Source organism: Pseudomonas sp. ASL9 (assembly GCF_056680335.1).
On sequence record NZ_CM155277.1, the window covers coordinates 4,276,596 to 4,296,943 of the forward strand.

Genomic DNA, 20,348 nt, shown 5'->3' on the forward strand with positions numbered 1-20,348 from the left:
ACTACCTGAATGGGTCACCTATCCGCTAGCCTGGAGTTCATCACATGCATCCCCGCGTTCTTGAGGTAACTGAACGGCTTATAGCCCGTAGTCGTGCGACACGTGAGCGCTATCTGCAAATGATCCACGCAGCCGCCAGTGACGGCCCGATGCGCGGTAAGCTGCAATGCGCCAACTTTGCTCACGGCGTGGCAGGCTGCGGCACCGAAGACAAGCAAAGCCTGAAAATGATGAACGCCGCCAACGTGGCCATTGTGTCGTCTTATAACGACATGCTGTCGGCGCATCAGCCGTACGAGCATTTCCCGGACCAGCTCAAACAGGCCCTGCGGGATATCGGCTCGGTCGGCCAGTTTGCCGGTGGTGTACCGGCAATGTGTGACGGCGTGACCCAAGGCGAGCCGGGCATGGAGCTGGGCATCGCCAGCCGTGAAGTGATCGCCATGGCCACCGCCATCGCGCTGTCGCACAACATGTTCGACGCCACCTTGTGCCTGGGTATCTGCGACAAGATCGTGCCGGGCCTGCTGATGGGCGCGTTACGTTTTGGTCATCTGCCGACACTGTTCGTGCCGGGCGGGCCGATGCCATCGGGTATATCCAACAAGGAAAAAGCTGACGTCCGTCAGCGCTACGCCGAAGGCAAGGCCAGCCGCGAAGAGCTGTTGGAGTCGGAGATGAAGTCCTACCACAGCCCCGGCACCTGCACGTTCTATGGCACCGCCAACACGAACCAGTTGCTGATGGAAGTCATGGGCCTGCACTTGCCGGGCGCTTCGTTCGTCAATCCGTACACCCCGTTGCGCGATGCCCTGACGCGCGAAGCGGCGCACCAGGTCACGCGTCTGACCAAGCAAAGCGGCGACTACATGCCGCTGGGCGAAATCGTCGACGAGCGCTCGTTGGTCAACTCCATCGTTGCCCTGCACGCCACAGGCGGCTCGACCAACCACACCTTGCACATGCCGGCCATTGCCATGGCGGCGGGCATTAAGTTGACCTGGCAAGACATGGCCGATCTGTCCGAAGTGGTGCCGACCCTGACCCACGTTTATCCAAACGGCAAGGCCGACATCAACCACTTCCAGGCGGCGGGCGGCATGTCGTTCCTGATCCGTGAACTGCTGGAGGCTGGGCTGCTGCACGAAAACGTCAACACCGTCGCCGGTTTCGGCCTGAGCCGTTACACCCGCGAGCCGTTCCTCGAAGATGGCAAGCTGGTCTGGCGCGAAGGCCCTATCGAAAGCCTGGATCAAGACATCCTGCGCCCCGTTGCACGGCCATTCTCGCCCGAAGGCGGTTTGCGCGTGATGGAAGGCAATCTCGGTCGTGGCGTGATGAAAGTCTCCGCCGTGGCGCCTGAGCATCAAGTGATACAAGCTCCGGCTCTGGTGTTCCAGGATCAACAGGACCTGGCTGACGCGTTCAAGGCCGGTGAACTGGAACGCGACTTCGTTGCGGTGATGCGCTTCCAGGGTCCACGTTCCAATGGCATGCCCGAACTGCACAAAATGACGCCGTTCCTTGGTGTGCTTCAGGACCGTGGTTTCAAAGTCGCGTTAGTCACCGATGGGCGCATGTCCGGCGCGTCCGGGAAGATCCCGGCGGCGATCCATGTCTGCCCCGAAGCCTTCGACGGCGGCCCGTTAGCGCTGATTCGTGACGGAGATATCATCCGCGTCGACGGCGTTAAAGGTACATTGCACGTGCTGGTCGAGCCGGCAGAATTGGCCGCCAGAGAGCCAGCGGTCGGTCTGCTCGACAACGGTGTCGGTTGCGGACGCGAGCTGTTTGGCTTCATGCGCATGGCCTTCAGCTCGGCAGAGCAGGGTGCCAGTGCCTTTACTTCGGGTCTGGAGACGCTTAAGTGAAATTGGCTTTGGTCGGTGATATTGGCGGCACTAATGCGCGTTTTGCCATCTGGGAAGACGATCAACTGCATTCGATCCGGGTGTTCCCGACCATCGACTACGCCAGCCCGGAAAAAGCCCTGGACGTCTATCTCGACGATCTGGACCTGCGCCCTGGTGAAGTCGGCTCGGTCTGCCTGGCGGTTGCCGGGCCGGTGAGCGGCGATGATTTTCACTTCACCAATAGCCACTGGCGCATCAACCGCCCTGAGTTCTGCGCCCATCTGAAGTTGGACAACCTGCTGCTGATCAATGACTTCACGGCGATGGCGCTGGGCATGACCCGGCTGCGTGACGATGAATACCTGACGGTCTGCCATGGCATCCCGCAAGCAGCGTCCCCCAGAGTGGTGATCGGTCCGGGTACCGGGCTTGGCGTGGCCACCTTGCTGCCCCTCGCCGACAACCACTGGATGGCGTTACCGGGCGAGGGCGGACATGTCGATCTGCCGCTCGGCACCCCACGCGAAGCGCAGATATGGGCACGGCTGATGACCGAGCACGAGCATGTCAGTGCCGAAACCATGCTCAGCGGCAGCGGGTTGTTGCTCCTGTATCAGGTCAGTTGCGCGCTGGATAACATCGAACCCACCCTTAAATCACCGGCCGCCATCACCTCGGCGGCGCTGGCGGGCAACCCGGTGGCGTCGGCGGTGCTGGAGCAGTTCTGTTGCTGGCTGGGACGGGTGGCGGGCAATAATGTGCTGACCGTCGGCGGTCGTGGTGGGGTCTACATCGTGGGTGGGGTCGTGCCGCGCTTTACGGACTTCTTCATCGCCAGCGGTTTTGCCCGGTCCTTTGCCGAAAAAGGCCTGATGAAAGACTATTTCAAAGGCGTACCGGTGTGGCTGGTGACCGCTGAGTACCCCGGTTTGATGGGGGCGGGTGTGGCGTTGCAGCAGGCATTTGGCTGAAGGCTGTGTGGGACCTACTGCGCCTGGCGCAGTCTGGGACCGTGTAACCTGTGCCACGTCTCGTTCATGAGGCGCATGTTTTATTCAGAACAAGGACGATGGATGTGAGTTCAGTCAGTAAATCGATTTTGCTGGTGGATGATGATCAGGATATTCGTGAATTGCTGCAAACCTACCTGAGTCGTTGTGGTTTCGTCGTACGCACGGTGGGCGATGGTGCCGGTTTTCGCCAGGCGCTAAACGACGAGCCCAGCGATCTGGTGATCCTCGATGTTATGTTGCCCGACGAAGATGGCTTTAGCCTGTGCCGCTGGGTGCGTCAGCATCCGCGTCAGTCCCAGGTGCCGATCATCATGCTCACGGCCAGCTCTGATGAGGCTGATCGGGTGATTGGTCTGGAACTGGGCGCTGATGATTATCTGGGCAAACCCTTCAGCCCTCGCGAATTGCAGGCGCGCATCAAGGCCCTGCTGCGACGTGCGCAATTCGGTCATGAGCGGGTCGCCGGAGAGGTATTGGCGTTTGATGAATGGCGTCTGGACATGGTCAGTCACCGGCTTTTTCACAACGATGGCGAGGAAGTGATCCTCTCCGGTGCCGATTTTGCGTTGCTTAAATTGTTTCTGGATCACCCGCAGCAAATCCTTGATCGCGACACCATCGGCAATGCCACCCGGGGCCGTGAGCTGATGCCTTTGGATCGCATCGTCGACATGGCCGTCAGCCGTCTGCGCCAACGCCTGCGTGATACCGGCAAGGCGCCGCGCCTGATTCGCACGGTGCGTGGCAGCGGCTATATTTTGGCGGCGAATGTCATGTCGTTGGCCAGCAATGGCTACTGAAAAAAAATGGCGCGTGCCGGTACCGGGCTCGCTGCTGGGTCGCATGCTATTGCTGACGCTGTTGGTCGTGCTGTTGGCGCAGGCGTTGTCGAGCATGATCTGGCTGTCGCAATTGCGCGCCACGCAAATGGAAGGCCTGGTCACCAGCGCTCGTAGCCTCGCGCACTCCATGGCCGCCAGTGTCAGTTATTTCCGATCGCTGCCGGTGGCCTATCGTCCGCTGGTGCTCGATCAATTGCGCAGCATGGGCGGCACGCGCTTCGTTGTGACCCTCAATGACAAACCGCTGGAAATGGACGTGCTGGGGCCGACCCCGCGCAAGACAGCGGTATTGACGGCGGTCGACGAGGTGCTGCGTCAGCATCTGGGCAGCGAGCCGACTATTTTGGTTCGTTTCGTGCGGCCAGAAGACCTGCGCATTTTTAACGGCGGCCTCAAGCTTGATGAGCTGCCGCGTTCCTGGGCGCATTACGCGTTGAGCCTGGAGCCGGTCAATCCGCCGGTCCTAGTCACCCAAATCGAACTGGCGCCCGGCGAATGGCTGTACATCGCCTCGTTGTTACCCGAACCCTACACCACGCTTGAAGAACAGAACCTGCCTGCGCAGCAGGTCTGGTTCATTGTGTTAACCAGCAGTTTTCTGCTGCTGTTCATTGGTCTTCTGGTGCATTGGCAAAGCCGCCCACTCAAGCGTCTGGCGCGTGCGGCGCGGGAAATGTCGCTGGGTACGGTGGTCGAACCGGTCGTCGAAGGGGGCGGCAGCGAGGTGGTCGAAGTCAGCCGCGCGTTCAACGCCATGCGCGAACGCATCAGCCGCTACCTCTCGGAGCGTAGCCAGTTGTTCAGTGCGATCTCTCACGATTTACGTACGCCCATCACGCGTCTGCGGCTGAGGGTCGAGTTGCTGGAAGATGAAGCCGTGCAAGCCAAGTTCAGTCGCGACCTCGACGAGCTTGAGCTGCTGGTCAAAGGCGCACTGCAATGCGTGAAAGACACCGATATCCACGAAAATATCGAGCCGGTGGACCTCAATCAGGTACTGCATTGCCTGGTCGAGCCCTACCTGTCACCTGCCGGGAACGGCCGCGTCACTCAGCGGGGGCAAGCCACCGCTTTTTATCCGGGCAAGCCGCTGGCGCTCAAGCGCTGCATTGGCAACCTGATCGACAACGCCCTCAAATACGGGCAGAAGGCCCACCTGCATATCGATGACGACGCTGAAGCCTTCGTGCTGCACGTCGATGACGAGGGCCCCGGCGTGCCCGAACAACGCCTGGAACAAGTGTTCGAGCCGCATTTTCGCCTGGCTGGCAAGCAACAGCAGGGTTACGGCCTGGGCCTGGGCATTGCGCGCAATATTGCCCACAGCCATGGCGGCGAAGTGAGCCTGCAAAACCTCCGCGAAGGGGGGTTGCGTGTGACGTTGCGTCTGCCGCGAACTGCGGATTGAGTCGTTTCGGAGCACTTGTAGGCGTTTAGCTTGCCTGCGAAATCGTTGGATCAGGCTCAGCTATTTCGCAAGTCATGACGCTCTTCTTTACACGACGGGCCTCTTCGCAGGCAAGCCTGCTCCCACAGGATTTTGATCTACCTTTGGGATTTTGTGTGAATTGAGTATTGAATTACGGCAAGGCCCCTTTTCCAGGAGGCCGAGCGCAGGCGTTGCGCAGGGGGTAACGAGGCAGGACGCCGAGTTAGCCGCACGGGGCCATGGATGGCCCCTTGCGGCGCCCCCCGGAGCAACGCCGGAGCGAGGGAAATCCGAGCCTAGGCGAGGATCCGCATGGAGGGGCAAAGCGTTTTGGCGGGACCTTTTTGGCGTTTGAAAAAGGTTCCTCGCTGTAAGAGCCAGCCCTTTCAAGGTGTTTTCCTTTTATGGGCCTTGAGCACCCGATCCGTCGATACATGCGCATTCGCAGCTCTGCCCTCCAGCCACTCCTTGGGTTTGGCGATTTTCGGTCCGCGTATGCTTTTGGCAACCTGCTTGGGTTTGATATTCCTGGCCAGCGCCAACAGGCGCTGTGCCAGGGTTTCCGAGGTCGTTTGAAGTGATAGGTAGTCTGAGGGTAGCGCGATCTGCATGCCCTCATAACCACTGCGCACTTGCACTGCCAAGTGAAACGTCGAGGCCTCCCATCCCTCTGGCTGCGTCTCGCGGTGAGCCTGTTCCACGCTGCGTTTGAGGACTGCCAAAACGTTGTAGGCCAAGATCGCCGAAGCAAAACCCAGCAACGCCGCTCTGGGAGAGCCGAGGCTTTCGATTTCACTGTCCAGCACCGATTCAAGGCGCTGGAACATCCCTTCTATGCTCCAACGACGACGGTATAAATCGGCGATCTGCTCGGCGCTGATGGTGTCGGGCAAGTTGCTCCAAAACCACATCACGGAGTCGCCTGAATCAGTATGTGTTTGCAGGGTCAGTTCAACTCGGCGCCAGCGGTAGCCACCCTTGAGTTCGATAATTTGCTCACGCACCGTTCCGCTTTCGACAGGGACCGGTTCTTGCCAGTCGCTTTCCTGAATCAGTTTTGGATGTTTGCTTGGCTGGCGAATAATGAAAGAAGCACCTACTTCCTCGCAGGCCTGCATGACGGGCATCGTGCAATAGAGCCGATCGGCCATCCACACCTGCCCCTCATGGGCGCGGGCCAACAGCGGCAGCACGCCGACGCGCTCACTCGCGTAGGCGTCCTCGCAAGGCTGCAAGTCGACAACCAGATCCAGGTCAGGATCGTAGACCACGACTGAAAATCCTGGCCGAGCCGCGCCTCGTTCACGCCGCAAAGCCCCCAACCGTTTTTCGGTAGAAGGCAAATGGTTGCCGTCGACGACGCGCAGTTGCCAGCCGGGCAAAATGGATGAACAGCCCAACTCTTCTATCGTCGGAGCCAAGCGTTCTGCGCTACCGGTGACCAGGGCCCGCAGCAAGGCGGGTTCGGTGCGGCTGACCTTGTCATAGAGCGCCGCCAAGCTGACAGGAAGATTCTCCATCTGCCGTGCGGCGGCATGCAGCGAAGGCCGTAAGCCCAATGAAACAAGGGACATCAGCTCAACGATGGTCGAAAACAAAAGCTCCCGCGGGTACTGGCGTTGACGATGTTCTTCGAACACCTGATCAACCCACTCAGCAGGAATGGCGTGATCCAGTGCCAACTTGACCATGACGCTGGCCGGTGTCTTTTTTTCAAACCGCGCTAGAACTTCTGCCCACATCGCTTTAGTCACCCTGACTGAGATTTTGGGGGATTTTAGCAAAGACCTTGAAAGGGCTGGCTGTAAGAGCGAAACCATAATTCCAGCACACGCGGATGCCGGATATACACATCAAAACCAGGGGCTTCACCGTTTTGAGTGGGTAATCTATCCTCCTACCCATGAAAGATATCGATTTATACGCCCAAATCCTTGGGCTCCAGGCACCGTGGAAAGTGGTCGCAGTTAACCTTGGCCGAACGTTGGGGCAAGTCGTTGTCGGCGTTGGGGTGTCTGATGCTGCTGCGTTTACCTGCCCGCAATGTGGCCTACCCGCTTCGCGTTATGACAAACGCAAGCGTCGTTGGCGGCATCTTGATACGTGTCAGTTCGTGACCATCCTTGAAGCTGAAATCCCCAGAGTGCATTGCGCCGAACATGGCGTGGTGACCGCCGAGGTTCCGTGGGCAGACGTGGGTTCAGGTTTCACCTTGATGTTTGAAGCATTGGTGATCAACTGGATCCAGGAAGCCAGTATTCAGGCGATCTCGCGTCAACTCCAGATGAGCTGGGGCAGCATTGACCGAATCATGGCTCGTGCCGTAAGGCGCGGATTGGCGCGTCGGAAACCGTTATCGCCGACCCAGATATGTGTGGACGAGACTTCGTTTCAAAAGCGTCGCGAGTACGTCACCGTGGTGACCGACCCCGCAACGGGTAAGGTCTTGCATGTGGAAGACGGCAACCTCACCCAGAGCCTGGAAGCGTTTTATACGAAGCTCAATAGCGACCAAAAGCAAGCTATTACGGGCGTTTCGATGGACATGTGGCCCGCCTTTATCAGCGCGACCCAGCGTCATATTCCGGATGCCATGCACAAAATAGCGTTCGACAAGTTCCATGTGGCCAAGCTGTTAAGTGAGGCGCTGGACAGAGTGCGTCATATGGAAAACCGCGAGCTGCTAAAGGCCGGCTCCACGGTGCTCAAGAACACGAAATACGTCTGGCTCAAGCGGGCCGAGAACCTGACCGAGCGACAACAGGCAACCTTCGAGTCGTTGCGAGAGGGTTCGTTGCGTACAGCCAAAGCGTGGGCGATCAAGGATCTGGCCAAGCAGTTGTGGCGAGGTAAGGATCGGGATGAGGTCGAACAACAGTGGAACCACTGGCTGGAGTGGGCCTTGAAGAGTGGGCTGCCACCGATGTGGAAAGTCGCCAAAACGATCAAGCGACGACTTTGGGGCATCGTCAACGCCATCGTGTTGAACCTGCATAACGGGCATGCAGAAAGCATGAACGCACGCATTCAACGGCTCAAGCAACGCTCTTGCGGGTTTCGAAATCGGGAGCGTTTTCGCAATGCCATTTACTTTCATTTTGGTGGTTTGGACTTATACCCTGAACGTCTCCAAAACTCATAACACCCACTTGATCCGGTGAAGCCCCCAAAACCAGCGCCAACACATTGTTTTTTAAAGATTAAAATTCTTTCTGATAGGCGCTGGAACTCCCAATGTAACCATGCGGTGACCTTTGCGCGTCCCTTCGTTACCGTAGCGCGCCAAACCCTTGGTTAAAATCCATGCAGCGCAAGCACCAGACTTGCTCACGTATAACAACAAGAAAAGGTAATCAGATGAATTCGATCTCCCGCCTCGCTGCTGTCATTTCCCTCGCCTCGTTGTTCCCCCTGAATGTTCTTGCTGCGGATGCGCCTGCCGGTTCAAAAGGCAGCGTGGAGGTAGTGCACTGGTGGACGTCCGGCGGTGAAGCAAAAGCCATTGGCGTGCTGAAACAGCTGGTGGAAAAAGACGGTTACACCTGGCAGGACAGCGCTGTCGCCGGTGGCGGTGGTGCAGCGGCGATGACCGTGCTGAAAACCCGTGCGGTGTCTGGTAACCCACCGTCTGCCGCGCAGATCAAAGGTCCGGACCTGCAAGAGTGGGGCGAGCTTGGCTTGTTGACCAACCTCGACGAGGTATCGAAAGCCAATAACTGGGACAAACTGCTGTCCAAAACCGTCTCCGACACCATGAAGTACCAAGGTCACTACGTGGCTGTACCGGTGAACATTCACCGGGTCAACTGGCTGTGGATCAACCCGGAAGTCTTCAAAAAAGCCGGTATCGCCAAAGCACCCACCACGCTCGAAGAGTTCTATGCGGCGGGTGACAAGCTCAAGGCCGCAGGTTTCATTCCTCTGGCGCACGGCGGTCAGCCTTGGCAGGACAGCACGGTCTTCGAAGACCTGGTGCTGAGCATCATGGGTGCGGATGGCTACAGGAAGGCCTTGATCGATCTCGACGCGAAAACGTTGACCGGCAGCCAGATGACTGAAGTCTTCACCGCGCTGAAGAAATTGCAAGGCTACATGGACCCTAACGGCACTGGACAGGACTGGAACCTGGAAGCTGCCAAGGTCATCACCGGCAAGGCCGGCATGCAGATCATGGGCGACTGGGCCAAAAGCGAGTGGAGCGCTGCGGGCAAGGTTGCCGGCAAGGACTATGAATGCGTTCCTTTCCCAGGCACCCAAGGCAGCTTCACCTACAACATCGACTCCCTGGCGATGTTCAAGCTGTCCGCCAAAAACAACACGCCTGGCAATCTCGCTGCTCAGAACGATGTGGCTAAAATCGTCCTTGAGCCTGAGTTCCAGTACGTGTTCAACCAGAACAAAGGCTCGATCCCGGTTCGTAACGATCTGGACATGAGCAAGTTCGACAGCTGTGGTCAGGCCTCGGCGAAGGACTTCAAGGAAGCCGACAAGAACGGCAAGCTTGAGCCGAGCATGGCACACAACATGGCGACCTCGCTCGCTGTGCAGGGCGCGATCTTTGACGTTGTCACCAACTTCATGAGCGACAAGAAGTCTGATCCGGCCAAAGCAGGGGCGCAAATGGCCTCGGCGATCAAGGCCGCTCAATAATCATTCTGTAACGCACCGCTGGTTCGCCAGCGGTACACCCCAGCCGTCGTTCGTGCCGCTGAAACCGTCATTGGTTTCACGATGGCGTTCGGTCTGGATTCCTTGTCCTCGAACTGGATTATTCCGATGAGTTCTGTCGCTGTGTTCAGCAAAGCCTCGCCATTCGACGCGCTGCAACGCTGGCTGCCCAAGCTGGTGTTGGCGCCAAGTATGCTGATTGTACTGGTCGGTTTTTATGGCTACATCCTGTGGACGTTTGTTCTTTCGTTCACCACCTCAAGCTTTATGCCCAGCTACAAATGGGCTGGCTTGCAGCAATACATACGTTTGCTCAACAACGATCGTTGGTGGGTCGCGAGCAAGAATCTGGCGGTGTTCGGTGGCATGTTCATCGGTATCAGCCTGGTACTGGGTGTCGTCTTGGCGGTGCTGTTGGATCAGCGTATTCGTCGCGAAGGGTTTATCCGCACGGTTTATCTGTACCCTATGGCGCTGTCGATGATCGTTACCGGTACGGCCTGGAAATGGTTGCTCAACCCGGGCCTTGGCCTGGACAAAATGTTGCGTGACTGGGGCTGGGAAGGTTTTAGTCTGGACTGGCTGATCGATCCGAATCGGGTGGTTTACTGCCTGGTGATCGCGGCGGTCTGGCAGTCGTCCGGGTTTGTCATGGCACTGTTTCTCGCCGGGTTGCGCGGGGTTGATCAGTCGATTATTCGTGCTGCACAGATCGACGGTGCGAGCCTGCCGACCATTTATCTGCGCGTCGTGCTGCCAAGCCTGCGACCGGTGTTTTTCAGCGCGGTGATGATCCTCGCGCACATTGCCATCAAGAGCTTCGACCTGGTGGCGGCGATGACGGCGGGTGGCCCTGGCTACTCCTCGGACCTGCCAGCGATGTTCATGTATTCGTTCACGTTCAGCCGCGGCCAGATGGGCATGGGTTCGGCCAGTGCGATCCTGATGCTCGGCGCAATTCTCGCCATCCTCGTCCCGTATCTGTACTCCGAGCTGAGGACCAAACGCCATGAATAGTCAGGTGGGTAAACCTTCCATCAGCATCAGCCGGGTCGCGATCTATGCCGTTTTGCTCTTGGCGGTCGCGGTGTACCTGGTGCCGCTGATCGTGATGCTGCTGACCAGCTTCAAATCCCCGGAAGACATCAGCACCGGTAACCTGTTGAGCTGGCCAAAAGTGGTCACCGGCATTGGTTGGGTCAAGGCCTGGGCCACGGTCGATGGCTACTTCTGGAACTCGGTGAAAATCACCGTGCCAGCGGTTGTGATCTCCACCGCCATCGGTGCCATCAACGGTTATGTGCTGGCGATGTGGCGCTTTCGCGGTTCGCAACTGTTCTTCGGTCTGTTGTTGTTCGGCTGCTTCCTGCCGTTCCAGACCGTGCTGCTGCCAGCGTCGTTCACGGTTGGCAAAATGGGGCTGGCTGCGTCCACCACCGGGCTGGTGTTCGTGCACGTGGTCTACGGTCTGGCATTCACCACGCTGTTCTTCCGCAATTACTACGTGGGCATTCCTGATGCACTGGTTAAGGCTGCGCGGCTGGACGGTGCCGGGTTTTTCACCATCTTTGGCCGGATCATTCTGCCGATGTCGACGCCGATCATCATGGTCTGTCTGATCTGGCAATTCACCCAGATCTGGAACGACTTCCTGTTCGGTGTGGTGTTCTCCAGCGGCGACTCGCAGCCCATCACCGTGGCACTGAACAACCTGGTCAACACCAGCACCGGTGCCAAGGAATACAACGTTGATATGGCGGCGGCGATGATCGCCGGGCTGCCGACACTGCTGGTCTATGTGCTGGCTGGTAAGTATTTCTTGCGTGGGCTGACGGCCGGCGCGGTCAAGGGGTAATCATGGCAACTCTCGAATTGCGCAACGTCAACAAGACCTACGGCAGCGGTTTGCCGGACACCTTGAAAAACATCGAACTGAAGATCGATAACGGTGAGTTTCTGATTCTGGTCGGCCCCTCGGGCTGCGGTAAATCGACCTTGATGAACTGCATCGCCGGGCTTGAAAATATCAGTGGCGGCTCGATCCTGATCGACGACGCCGACATCAGCGGCATGAGCCCCAAGGATCGCGACATCGCCATGGTGTTCCAGTCTTATGCCCTGTACCCGACCATGAGCGTGCGCGAGAACATCTCGTTCGGTTTGAAGATCCGCAAGATGGCCCCGGCGGCCATCGAGGAAGAGGTCGCGCGGGTCGCCAAACTGTTGCAGATCGAGCACCTGCTGAACCGCAAACCCGGCCAGCTTTCCGGTGGTCAACAACAGCGGGTGGCCATGGGCCGTGCGCTGGCACGTCGGCCGAAAATCTACCTGTTCGATGAGCCGCTTTCCAACCTCGACGCCAAGCTGCGGGTTGAGATGCGCACTGAAATGAAACTGATGCACCAGCGCCTGAAAACCACCACGGTCTACGTGACCCACGACCAGATCGAAGCCATGACCTTGGGCGACAAAGTGGCCGTGATGAAGGACGGGATCATTCAGCAGTTCGGCACGCCGAAGCAGATTTACAACGATCCGGCCAATCTGTTCGTTGCCAGTTTCATCGGTTCGCCGCCGATGAACTTCATCCCCTTGCGCCTGCAACGCAAGGACGGACGCTTGCTGGCGTTGCTCGACAGCGGTCAGGCGCGTTGTGAGCTGCCATTGAGCATGCTCGATGCGGGCCTGGAAGACCGTGAAGTGATTCTCGGCATGCGTCCTGAACAGATCGTTCTGGCGCCCGTCGAACCCAACGGTTTGCCGACCATTCGCGCCGAGGTCCAGGTGACCGAGCCGACCGGGCCGGACACGCTGGTGTTCGTCACACTCAATCAGAGCAAGGTCTGCTGCCGTCTGGCGCCGGATGTCGCGCCACAGGTAGGGGAATCCCTGAACCTGCAATTCGACCCCTCCAAAGTGTTGTTGTTCGATGCCAAGAGCGGTGAGCGGCTGGGGGTTTTGGGAACGTCGCAGCCCGCTGAACGTGGGGGCAAGGTCACACAGATAAATCGCGGCCTGTGAATGTCGCGCAAAGCACTATTGGTTGACTGACGTTGTCTTAACGGTTGGTCAGCCAGCGACACGATGTAAATCAAAGCAAGCCACGTGCAAAAACGAATAACAATAAAACGAGGACTTAATGGATGAAACATAACAAAGCCAAATCACTTACCCACTTCAAGCTCATTCGCCAGTTGTCTGTTTTGGGTGCGTTGAGTCTGGCTGGAAGCGTACACGCTGCCGACGCTTTTGATCCAAACTCGCCCTGGATGCTCGGTGACTGGGGCGGGCTGCGTACTGAACTGCTGGACAAGGGCTACGATTTCTCATTCGAGTATGTCGGTGAGGTCGGCAGCAATCTGCATGGCGGTTACAACAATGACAAAACGGCGCGTTACAGCGACCAGTTTGCCGTTGGCGTGGACATGAACCTGGAGAAAATCCTCGGCTGGCACGACACCGAAGCCAAGCTGACGATCACTGAGCGCAGTGGTCGCAACATCTCCAATGACCGCATCGGCGACCCGCGTGCCGGCACCTTGAGTTCGTCGCAAGAAGTCTGGGGCCGTGGTCAAACCTACCGCCTGACTCAAATGTGGATCAAGCAGAAATACTTCGACGGCGCACTGGATGTGAAAGTCGGCCGTTTCGGTGAAGGCGAAGACTTCAACACCTTCCCGTGCGACTTCCAGAACCTGGCGTTCTGCGGCTCGCAAGTGGGTAACTGGGCCGGCAGCATCTGGTACAACTGGCCCGTCAGCCAGTGGGCAACGCGGATCAAATACAACATCACGCCTGAGTTCTTCGCACAGGTCGGTGTTTACGAGCAGAACCCGTCCGAGCTGGACCGCGAGAACGGCTTCAAGCTTAGCGCCAGCGGCACCAAAGGCATGATTCTGCCGGTGGAGTTGGTCTGGTCGCCTAAGGTCAATGACCTGCCTGGCGAATACCGTCTTGGTTACTACTACAGCACCGCCAAAGCCGACGACGTGCTCGAAGGCGCTGATGGTCAGCCGCAACCACTCACACCGGGTGGGAATTTCAAGTCTCATGACAGCAAACACGGTTTCTGGGTTGTGGCCCAGCAGCAACTCACCACCCACAACGGCGATGCTTCCCGTGGTCTGAACGTGTTCGCCAACTTGACGCAGAACGACAAAGCCACCAGCTTCGTCGACAACTATCAGCAGATCGGTCTGACCTACAAAGGTCCGTTCGATGCCCGTCCGAAGGACGACATCGGCATCGGTATTGCGCGTATCCATGTCAACGACAATGCGCAAACTCGCGCACGTCTGGTCGATCAGATCAGCGGGATCGACGATTACAACAACCCGAGCTTCCTGCCGGTGCAGAACACTGAATACGACGCAGAGATCTACTACGGGTTCCACGTCACCAATTGGCTGACCGTGCGTCCCAACCTGCAATTCGTCAAACACCCAGGGGGTGTCGATCAAGTCGACGATGCGTTGGTTGCAGGCTTGAAGATTCAGTCGAAGTTCTAACAGGCGTTTAAAAAGGGACTTGAGCGCTTTAACCATCAAGGGGCGCGTGTGCTTTTTGGGCAGCCTTGGCTGCCCATTTTTTTATAGCGATATCCACTATAGAAACAGCACAGATTCTGTAGGAGGCCTCGCCGCGTCTTCGACGCCGCGCTGTCGTGCAGCAAACTGGGTAGGAGCTGCCGAAGGCTGCGATAAGGTCGGAACGACCTTCAGTGGTCTCAAGAAAGCGACCGGTTCCGTCGGACGCGACCCCGGGGCGATCGCAGCCTTCGGCAGCTCCTACAGGGGATCAGCGTTTTGGCTGAAAATTTAATAAGATTTATTCTTTGTTTTTCAATGGGTTATCTGTTTTTTGATGGGAGCTAATTCATTCGCGAATGGCCTGATGCGGTGTAACAGGCACACCCTGTCGCAGCCTTCGGGGGCAATGCGCCCGTGAGAAAATCAGCCTTAAATCAACTCATCATCAAGTGGATAGCGGCTGGCGTTGAGGCTTTCCTTGATTTTGCGCAAATGCGGCTGGAAATCCACGCCTCGGCGCAGGGTCATGCCGGTGGCCAATACATCGAGCACGGTGAGCTGGATGATCCGCGAAGTCATCGGCATGTAAATGTCGGTGTCCTCGGGCAGCGGAATATTCAGGCTCAGGGTGCTGGCCTTGGCCAGCGGCGATCCTTCGGCGGTCAGCCCCAGAACCGAGGCGCCATTCTCGCGAGCGATGCGCGCCACTTCCACCAGCTCGCGGGTGCGGCCAGTGTAGGAAATGATCACAAACAACTCACCGGTATGCGCCACCGAAGCGATCATGCGTTGCATCAGCACGTCAGCGTGCGCCGTCACCGCGAGGTTAAAGCGGAAGAATTTATGCTGCGCATCCATCGCCACCGGAGCCGAGGCGCCGAGGCCGAAAAAATGGATCTGCCGCGCCTGAATCAATAGGTCCACGGCTTTGCTGATCAGGTTCGGATCGAGTTGCTGCAGGGCGCTGTCCAGCGAGGCAATGGCGCTGCCGAAAATTTTCCGGGTGTAGTCCTCGGGGTTGTCGTCGGCCTCCACCGCGCGGCTCACATACGCCGCGCCACTGGCAAGGCTTTGTGCCAGCTGCAACTTGAGTTCGGGATAACCACTGACGCCGAATGAACGGCAGAAACGGTTGACCGTAGGCTCGCTGACCTTAGCGGCCTGGGCGAGTGCGGCGATACTCAAGCGTGTCGCTTGCTGTGGGTTGAGCAGGATCACCTCGGCGACCTTGCGCTCAGCCTTGTTCAATTCGTCGAGACGGCCCTGGATATGCTCCAGGAGGTTGCGCATGCGGTCCATTTAATATCCTTGTCGAGCAGGCAACAGACTGATTCGTACACACCCTGGCAGTGCCTGTCATCGAGAGTCTTACAGGCGCTGGCAAAGGTGGCCTATCGTACTGATGGCCCTCGTCGATCACCATCGGAATCTGGTTTTAGACGAAATGTTGTGGTTATTACTACGTATGGCCTTGAATACTGCCTATAAAAAAGGTATTTGTAGCCTAACTTGATAAAAGAACAAACATTATGCCCCTGATAACCGTTGAACCGTGCACCTTTGCCTTGTTTGGCGCGTTAGGCGACCTGGCAGTGCGCAAGCTGTTCCCGGCTTTATACCAGCTCGACCGCGCTGGATTGCTGCATGCCGATACCCGAATTGTTGCCTTGGCGCGTGAATCCGGTAGTGAGCAGCAGCATTTGGCGTACATCGATAGCAGTTTGCGCCGCTTTGTACCCGAAGCCGAGTTTGAAGAAGAACATGTACAGCGTTTTCAGGCGCGCCTGAGCTACCTGCACGTGGATTTTCTCAAAGCCGATGATTATGTCGCACTGGCTGAGCGGGTGGGGGACGCCGAACGGTTGATCGCCTATTTTGCGACCCCAGCCTCGGTGTATGGCGCGATCTGCGAGAACCTCGCGTCGGTCAACCTGACCGAGCGCACCCGTGCCGTGCTGGAAAAGCCCATCGGCCATGACCTGGCTTCTTCACGTCGGGTCAACGATGCGGTCGCGCAGTTCTTTCCGGAAAACCGCGTCTATCGAATCGACCACTACTTGGGCAAGGAAACCGTACAGAACCTGATCGCCCTGCGATTTGCCAACAGTCTGTTCGAGACCCAGTGGAATCAGAACCACATTTCCCATGTCGAAATCACGGTCGCTGAACAGGTCGGTATCGAAGGCCGTTGGGGCTACTTCGATCAGGCTGGGCAGCTGCGCGACATGATCCAGAACCATTTGCTGCAACTGCTTTGCCTGATCGCCATGGACCCGCCGAGCGATCTGTCTGCCGACAGTATTCGGGACGAGAAGGTCAAGGTGCTCAAGGCTCTGGCGCCGTTCACCCCCGAGCGCCTGGCGACTCAGGTGGTGCGTGGCCAGTACATTGCGGGCTACAGCGAAGGCAAGCCGGTGCCGGGTTATCTGGAGGAAGAAAACTCCAATACCCAGAGCGACACCGAAACCTTCGTTGCGCTGCGTGCAGATATTCGTAACTGGCGCTGGTCGGGCGTGCCGTTCTACCTGCGTACCGGCAAGCGCATGCCGCAAAAGCTGTCGCAGATCGTGATCCATTTCAAAGAGCCGCCGCACTACATCTTCGCCCCCGAGCAGCGTTTGCAGATCAGCAACCGGTTGATCATCCGCCTGCAGCCTGATGAAGGTATTTCCTTGCAGGTGATGACCAAGGATCAGGGGCTGGACAAAGGCATGCAGCTGCGCAGCGGCCCCTTGCAGTTGAATTTTTCAGACACGTATAACAGCGCGCGGATTCCCGACGCCTACGAGCGATTGTTGCTTGAGGTGATGCGCGGGAATCAGAACCTGTTTGTCCGTAAAGATGAAATCGAGTACGCGTGGCAATGGTGCGACCAGTTGATCGCGGGCTGGAAAAAGGCCGGCGATGCACCCAAGCCTTACGCGGCTGGGTCGTGGGGGCCAATGAGCTCCATTGCACTGATTACTCGTGACGGGAGGTCCTGGTATGGCGATATCTAAACTTGAACTGCCAGTGGGCATAGTCGCTCACACGTTTGCCGATCCGACACTGTTGGCCGAAGAACTGGCGACGGCTGTGGCTGAGCAACTGCGCAGCGCGATCAGCGCCCGAGGCGTGGCAACCCTGGTGGTGTCCGGTGGACGCAGTCCGGTGGCGTTTTTCCAAAATCTGGCTCAGCAGTCGCTGGACTGGTCCAAGGTGGTGGTCAGCCTGGCGGATGAACGCTGGGTGCCGGTCGAACATGCCGACAGCAATGCTGGCCTGTTGAAGCGCTACCTGCTGCAAGGCCCGGCTGCCGAAGCCCGCTTTATTGGCCTGTACCGTGCAACGTCAACCCTGGATGAGGCGGCAAAAGAGGCCGATCACGCCTTGGCTGAGTTGCCACCGATCGATGTGTTGGTGCTAGGCATGGGGGACGACGGTCACACCGCGTCGCTGTTTCCCAAGAGCCCGAACCTCAGCGAAGCGTTGCGCCTTGATGGGCAGCGTCGTTGCTTGCCGATGCTGGCGCCGACGGTGCCACGCCAGCGTTTGACCCTGACACGGCAGTTGTTGGCGTCTGCCCGTCTGCAGATCCTGTCTATTTCCGGTCAGGCCAAACTCGACACGTTACGCACGGCAGTGGCTGGCGATGATCTCGCCGAAATGCCGATCCGTGCCTTCCTTACGCCCTCCTTAGAGATTTACTGGTGCCCATGAACAAAGGATCAGCCGCCATGAAAACAACTGAAAAAAACCTGCCGCTGAACAGCATGGCGAACAAGATTGTCCAAATCGACGAACTCTGCGCCAAGGCGAAGATTTTGCCGGTGATCACCATTGCCCGTGAACAAGACATTCTGCCCCTGGCCGATGCGCTGGCCGCCGGTGGACTGACCACTCTGGAAGTGACCCTGCGCTCGGCATTCGGCCTGACGGCGATTCGGGTCCTGCGTGAACAACGCCCAGAGCTGTGCGTGGGGGCGGGCACCATCCTTGACCGGCAGATGTTGGCGGACGCTGAAGCGGCCGGTGCGCAATTCATCGTGACCCCCGGTTGCACGCCCGACCTGCTCCAGGCCGGTGTCGACAGCCTGGTGCCGATGTTGCCGGGGATCAGCAGCGCCTCGGAAATCATGATGGGCTATGCCCTGGGTTACCGTCGCTTCAAATTGTTCCCGGCTGAAATCAGCGGCGGCGTCGCGGCGATCAAGGCCCTTGGCGGCCCGTTTGTCGAGGTGCGCTTCTGCCCAACCGGTGGCGTTAACCCGGACAACCTGAAAAGCTACATGGCGCAGCCGAACGTGATGTGCGTGGGCGGCTCGTGGATGCTCGACAACGCCTGGATCAAGAGTGGCGACTGGGCACGGATTGAAGCGGCCAGTGTTGAAGCGCTGGCATTGTTTGACTAACTGATAGGTTGTTGGTTGTTGCTTGGCTTTTTACGGTGCGCCTTGGTCGGGCGCACCGTGTTTTTAGGTCACTGGCTCAGTTCACGCAGTGCCCGTACCAGTACTTTGATCTCCGCCACCGATGTGGTGAAGCCCGGCGTGATACGGATGCAAGGCCCACACGCAGCGCCGAGAGGTGCCACCGTGAACAGGTTGTACTCCTCCAGCAACCGCTCGACCATCCGCTGCTGATCCGCTTGGCGGGTAAAGCGCAATGCCGTGATCCCGCAATACAGACGTGGATCATCCGGCGTCAAAATCTCGATCCCCGACAATTCCCTTGCAGGCTTGACCCACAGGTCGCGCAGGTATTTCAGGCGTGCGCCTTTCACGGCGGCACCGCCCATCGCCAGATGCTCTTCGAATACTCGCGGCAGGGTCAGCAGCGCCGGAATATTGGGCGTGCCATAGGGCACGCGCGCGCGAATGTCATCGGCTGGAAATTGGCTGTTGCCCATGTCCGGGTCGATGCCCGCCAAGCGTTCTTTGGCGATGTAGATAAAACCTAGGCTCAGGGGGGCGCCGATCCACTTTTGCAGGTTGAACCCGGCAAAAACCACACCCAGTTCATCCAGTTTGAAATCGAGGTGCCCAAGGGCATGCACGCCGTCGAGGATCACATCAATGCCGTGTGCCTTGGCCAGCGCGGCAATCGCTTGCACTGGCATCACCAGACCGGTGCGGTGGGTGACGTGGGTCAGCACCATCAATTTCAAGCGGGGATGACGCTCGAAGGCCGTGCGGTAACTGTCCAGCAGGCTTTCATAACTGGCGGGGTGCGGGTGCTGGATTTCGATCACCTCCACGCCACGATTCTTCGCCAGCCAGCGCATGGCGTTTTGCACACTGTGGTAATCCAGGTCGCTGACCAACACCTGATCGCCGGGTTGCAGCGCGTTGTAGTTGCGGATCAGTGATTGCAGGGACTCGGAGGCACCGCGGGTGATGGCGATCTCGTCTGCGGGCACCTGGAGCATTGCTGCCAATTGGTCGCGAATCCGTACGCTGTCGACCTGATCGAACTGATAGCGCACGTACACCGAGTTGCAGCGGTTGACGTAGGCAATCTGGTGTTGATAGTCCTCGACCACGGTACGCGTCATGCGCCCGAAATAGCCGTTTTCCAGGTTGATCGGGCCGGGCTCCACCTCATAGCGTGAAGCGATGCGCTGCCAGAAGGCCTCGTCGCGGGCGCAGTCCTGTGCAGTGGCGGCGTGTTGAAGGGTAGGCATGGCGGCCTCGCTTGGCAGTTGAATCGTTAAGGGCGCGGTTTGCGTTTGCGCAGCGGGTCAAGCAGTTCGGACAAGCCGTTGTGGTCGATCTCGTGCATCAACGCCAACAGGCTGCCCAGCTCCCCCGAGGGAAAGCCTTCCCGAGCGAACCAGTTCAAATACTGTCCCGGTAAATCGGCGATGAGCCGGCCCTTGTATTTGCCATAAGGCATTTCGCGGGTGACCAGCAGTTCAAGTTTTTCGGGATTCATGTCCAGGCCATTCAATGGAGGGTGCACATTTGATGTGCACGAAACGACAGCCTTCAAGATACGTGCATTCTGCATGCAGGCCAAACGACAGTTCTTGCAGA

Annotated in this window: 17 protein-coding genes; 13 read left to right on the forward strand and 4 right to left on the reverse strand. The window is 58.1% G+C overall.

Annotation, left to right across the window (positions count from 1 at the left end; genetic code table 11):
• Positions 1 to 44 precede the first annotated feature (44 nt).
• From edd to AC1ME2_RS19780, 4 genes are all read left to right on the forward strand, one after another.
• Complete coding sequence (gene edd / locus AC1ME2_RS19765; protein ID WP_480436123.1) at positions 45 to 1,871, forward strand: phosphogluconate dehydratase; 1,827 nt, start codon at positions 45 to 47, stop codon at positions 1,869 to 1,871.
• Positions 1,868 to 2,824, forward strand: coding sequence for a glucokinase (locus AC1ME2_RS19770; RefSeq protein ID WP_480436124.1), 957 nt, complete (start codon positions 1,868 to 1,870; stop codon positions 2,822 to 2,824). The genes edd and AC1ME2_RS19770 overlap by 4 nt, the downstream gene beginning before the upstream one ends.
• Before the next feature lie 98 nt (positions 2,825 to 2,922).
• Positions 2,923 to 3,666, forward strand: coding sequence for a response regulator (locus AC1ME2_RS19775; protein WP_480436127.1), 744 nt, complete (start codon positions 2,923 to 2,925; stop codon positions 3,664 to 3,666).
• Positions 3,656 to 5,116: an ATP-binding protein gene (locus AC1ME2_RS19780; protein ID WP_480436128.1), complete on the forward strand. Its 1,461-nt coding sequence runs from the start codon at positions 3,656 to 3,658 to the stop codon at positions 5,114 to 5,116. The genes AC1ME2_RS19775 and AC1ME2_RS19780 overlap by 11 nt, the downstream gene beginning before the upstream one ends.
• Positions 5,117 to 5,523: 407 nt before the next feature.
• Here the strand turns inward: AC1ME2_RS19780 and AC1ME2_RS19785 are convergent, their stop codons facing one another.
• On the reverse strand, positions 5,524 to 6,828 hold the full coding sequence (locus tag AC1ME2_RS19785) for an IS4 family transposase (RefSeq protein WP_480442169.1): 1,305 nt from the start codon (positions 6,826 to 6,828) through the stop codon (positions 5,524 to 5,526).
• A 212-nt stretch (positions 6,829 to 7,040) separates the two neighbouring features.
• Between AC1ME2_RS19785 and AC1ME2_RS19790 the strand changes: the two genes are divergently transcribed.
• The 6 genes from AC1ME2_RS19790 (at position 7,041) to AC1ME2_RS19815 (ending at position 14,313) form a co-directional block, all read left to right on the forward strand.
• On the forward strand, positions 7,041 to 8,279 hold the full coding sequence (locus AC1ME2_RS19790) for an ISL3 family transposase (RefSeq protein ID WP_480436129.1): 1,239 nt from the start codon (positions 7,041 to 7,043) through the stop codon (positions 8,277 to 8,279).
• A 215-nt stretch (positions 8,280 to 8,494) separates the two neighbouring features.
• Positions 8,495 to 9,787: an ABC transporter substrate-binding protein gene (locus AC1ME2_RS19795; RefSeq protein WP_480436130.1), complete on the forward strand. Its 1,293-nt coding sequence runs from the start codon at positions 8,495 to 8,497 to the stop codon at positions 9,785 to 9,787.
• A 126-nt stretch (positions 9,788 to 9,913) separates the two neighbouring features.
• Positions 9,914 to 10,822: a carbohydrate ABC transporter permease gene (locus tag AC1ME2_RS19800; RefSeq protein ID WP_480436132.1), complete on the forward strand. Its 909-nt coding sequence runs from the start codon at positions 9,914 to 9,916 to the stop codon at positions 10,820 to 10,822.
• Entirely contained in the window at positions 10,815 to 11,660 is an 846-nt protein-coding gene (locus AC1ME2_RS19805; protein ID WP_480436133.1) for a carbohydrate ABC transporter permease, read from the forward strand. The genes AC1ME2_RS19800 and AC1ME2_RS19805 overlap by 8 nt, the downstream gene beginning before the upstream one ends.
• 2 nt (positions 11,661 to 11,662) lie before the next feature.
• Positions 11,663 to 12,826, forward strand: coding sequence for an ABC transporter ATP-binding protein (locus tag AC1ME2_RS19810; protein ID WP_480436134.1), 1,164 nt, complete (start codon positions 11,663 to 11,665; stop codon positions 12,824 to 12,826).
• Between the two features lie 122 nt (positions 12,827 to 12,948).
• The gene (locus tag AC1ME2_RS19815) at positions 12,949 to 14,313 is read left to right on the forward strand and encodes a carbohydrate porin (protein WP_480436136.1); all 1,365 of its coding nucleotides are present in this window, start codon (positions 12,949 to 12,951) and stop codon (positions 14,311 to 14,313) included.
• 450 nt (positions 14,314 to 14,763) lie between these two features.
• Here AC1ME2_RS19815 and AC1ME2_RS19820 read toward each other — a convergent pair whose 3' ends face one another.
• Positions 14,764 to 15,624, reverse strand: a complete 861-nt coding sequence (locus AC1ME2_RS19820) for a MurR/RpiR family transcriptional regulator (protein ID WP_480442232.1) — start codon at positions 15,622 to 15,624, stop codon at positions 14,764 to 14,766.
• A 239-nt stretch (positions 15,625 to 15,863) separates the two neighbouring features.
• Here AC1ME2_RS19820 and zwf point away from each other — a divergent pair, with 239 nt between their 5' ends.
• The 3 genes from zwf to AC1ME2_RS19835 are packed head-to-tail and all read left to right on the forward strand — an operon-like array spanning position 15,864 to position 18,725.
• Positions 15,864 to 17,333 carry a glucose-6-phosphate dehydrogenase gene (gene zwf, locus AC1ME2_RS19825; RefSeq protein ID WP_480436137.1) on the forward strand — a complete coding sequence of 490 codons (1,470 nt, stop codon included), beginning with the start codon at positions 15,864 to 15,866 and terminating at the stop codon, positions 17,331 to 17,333.
• The gene (gene pgl, locus AC1ME2_RS19830; RefSeq protein ID WP_480436139.1) at positions 17,320 to 18,033 is read left to right on the forward strand and encodes a 6-phosphogluconolactonase; all 714 of its coding nucleotides are present in this window, start codon (positions 17,320 to 17,322) and stop codon (positions 18,031 to 18,033) included. Before zwf ends, pgl begins: the two co-directional genes overlap by 14 nt.
• Before the next feature lie 17 nt (positions 18,034 to 18,050).
• A complete protein-coding gene (locus tag AC1ME2_RS19835) occupies positions 18,051 to 18,725 on the forward strand; it encodes a bifunctional 4-hydroxy-2-oxoglutarate aldolase/2-dehydro-3-deoxy-phosphogluconate aldolase (protein ID WP_480436141.1) in 675 nt (224 codons plus the stop codon).
• Between the two features lie 68 nt (positions 18,726 to 18,793).
• Here AC1ME2_RS19835 and AC1ME2_RS19840 read toward each other — a convergent pair whose 3' ends face one another.
• Both AC1ME2_RS19840 and AC1ME2_RS19845 read right to left on the reverse strand, forming a co-directional pair.
• Complete coding sequence (locus tag AC1ME2_RS19840; RefSeq protein ID WP_480436143.1) at positions 18,794 to 19,996, reverse strand: aminotransferase class V-fold PLP-dependent enzyme; 1,203 nt, start codon at positions 19,994 to 19,996, stop codon at positions 18,794 to 18,796.
• Between the two features lie 26 nt (positions 19,997 to 20,022).
• On the reverse strand, positions 20,023 to 20,247 hold the full coding sequence (locus AC1ME2_RS19845) for a DUF3820 family protein (protein WP_480436146.1): 225 nt from the start codon (positions 20,245 to 20,247) through the stop codon (positions 20,023 to 20,025).
• Positions 20,248 to 20,348: the final 101 nt, after the last annotated feature.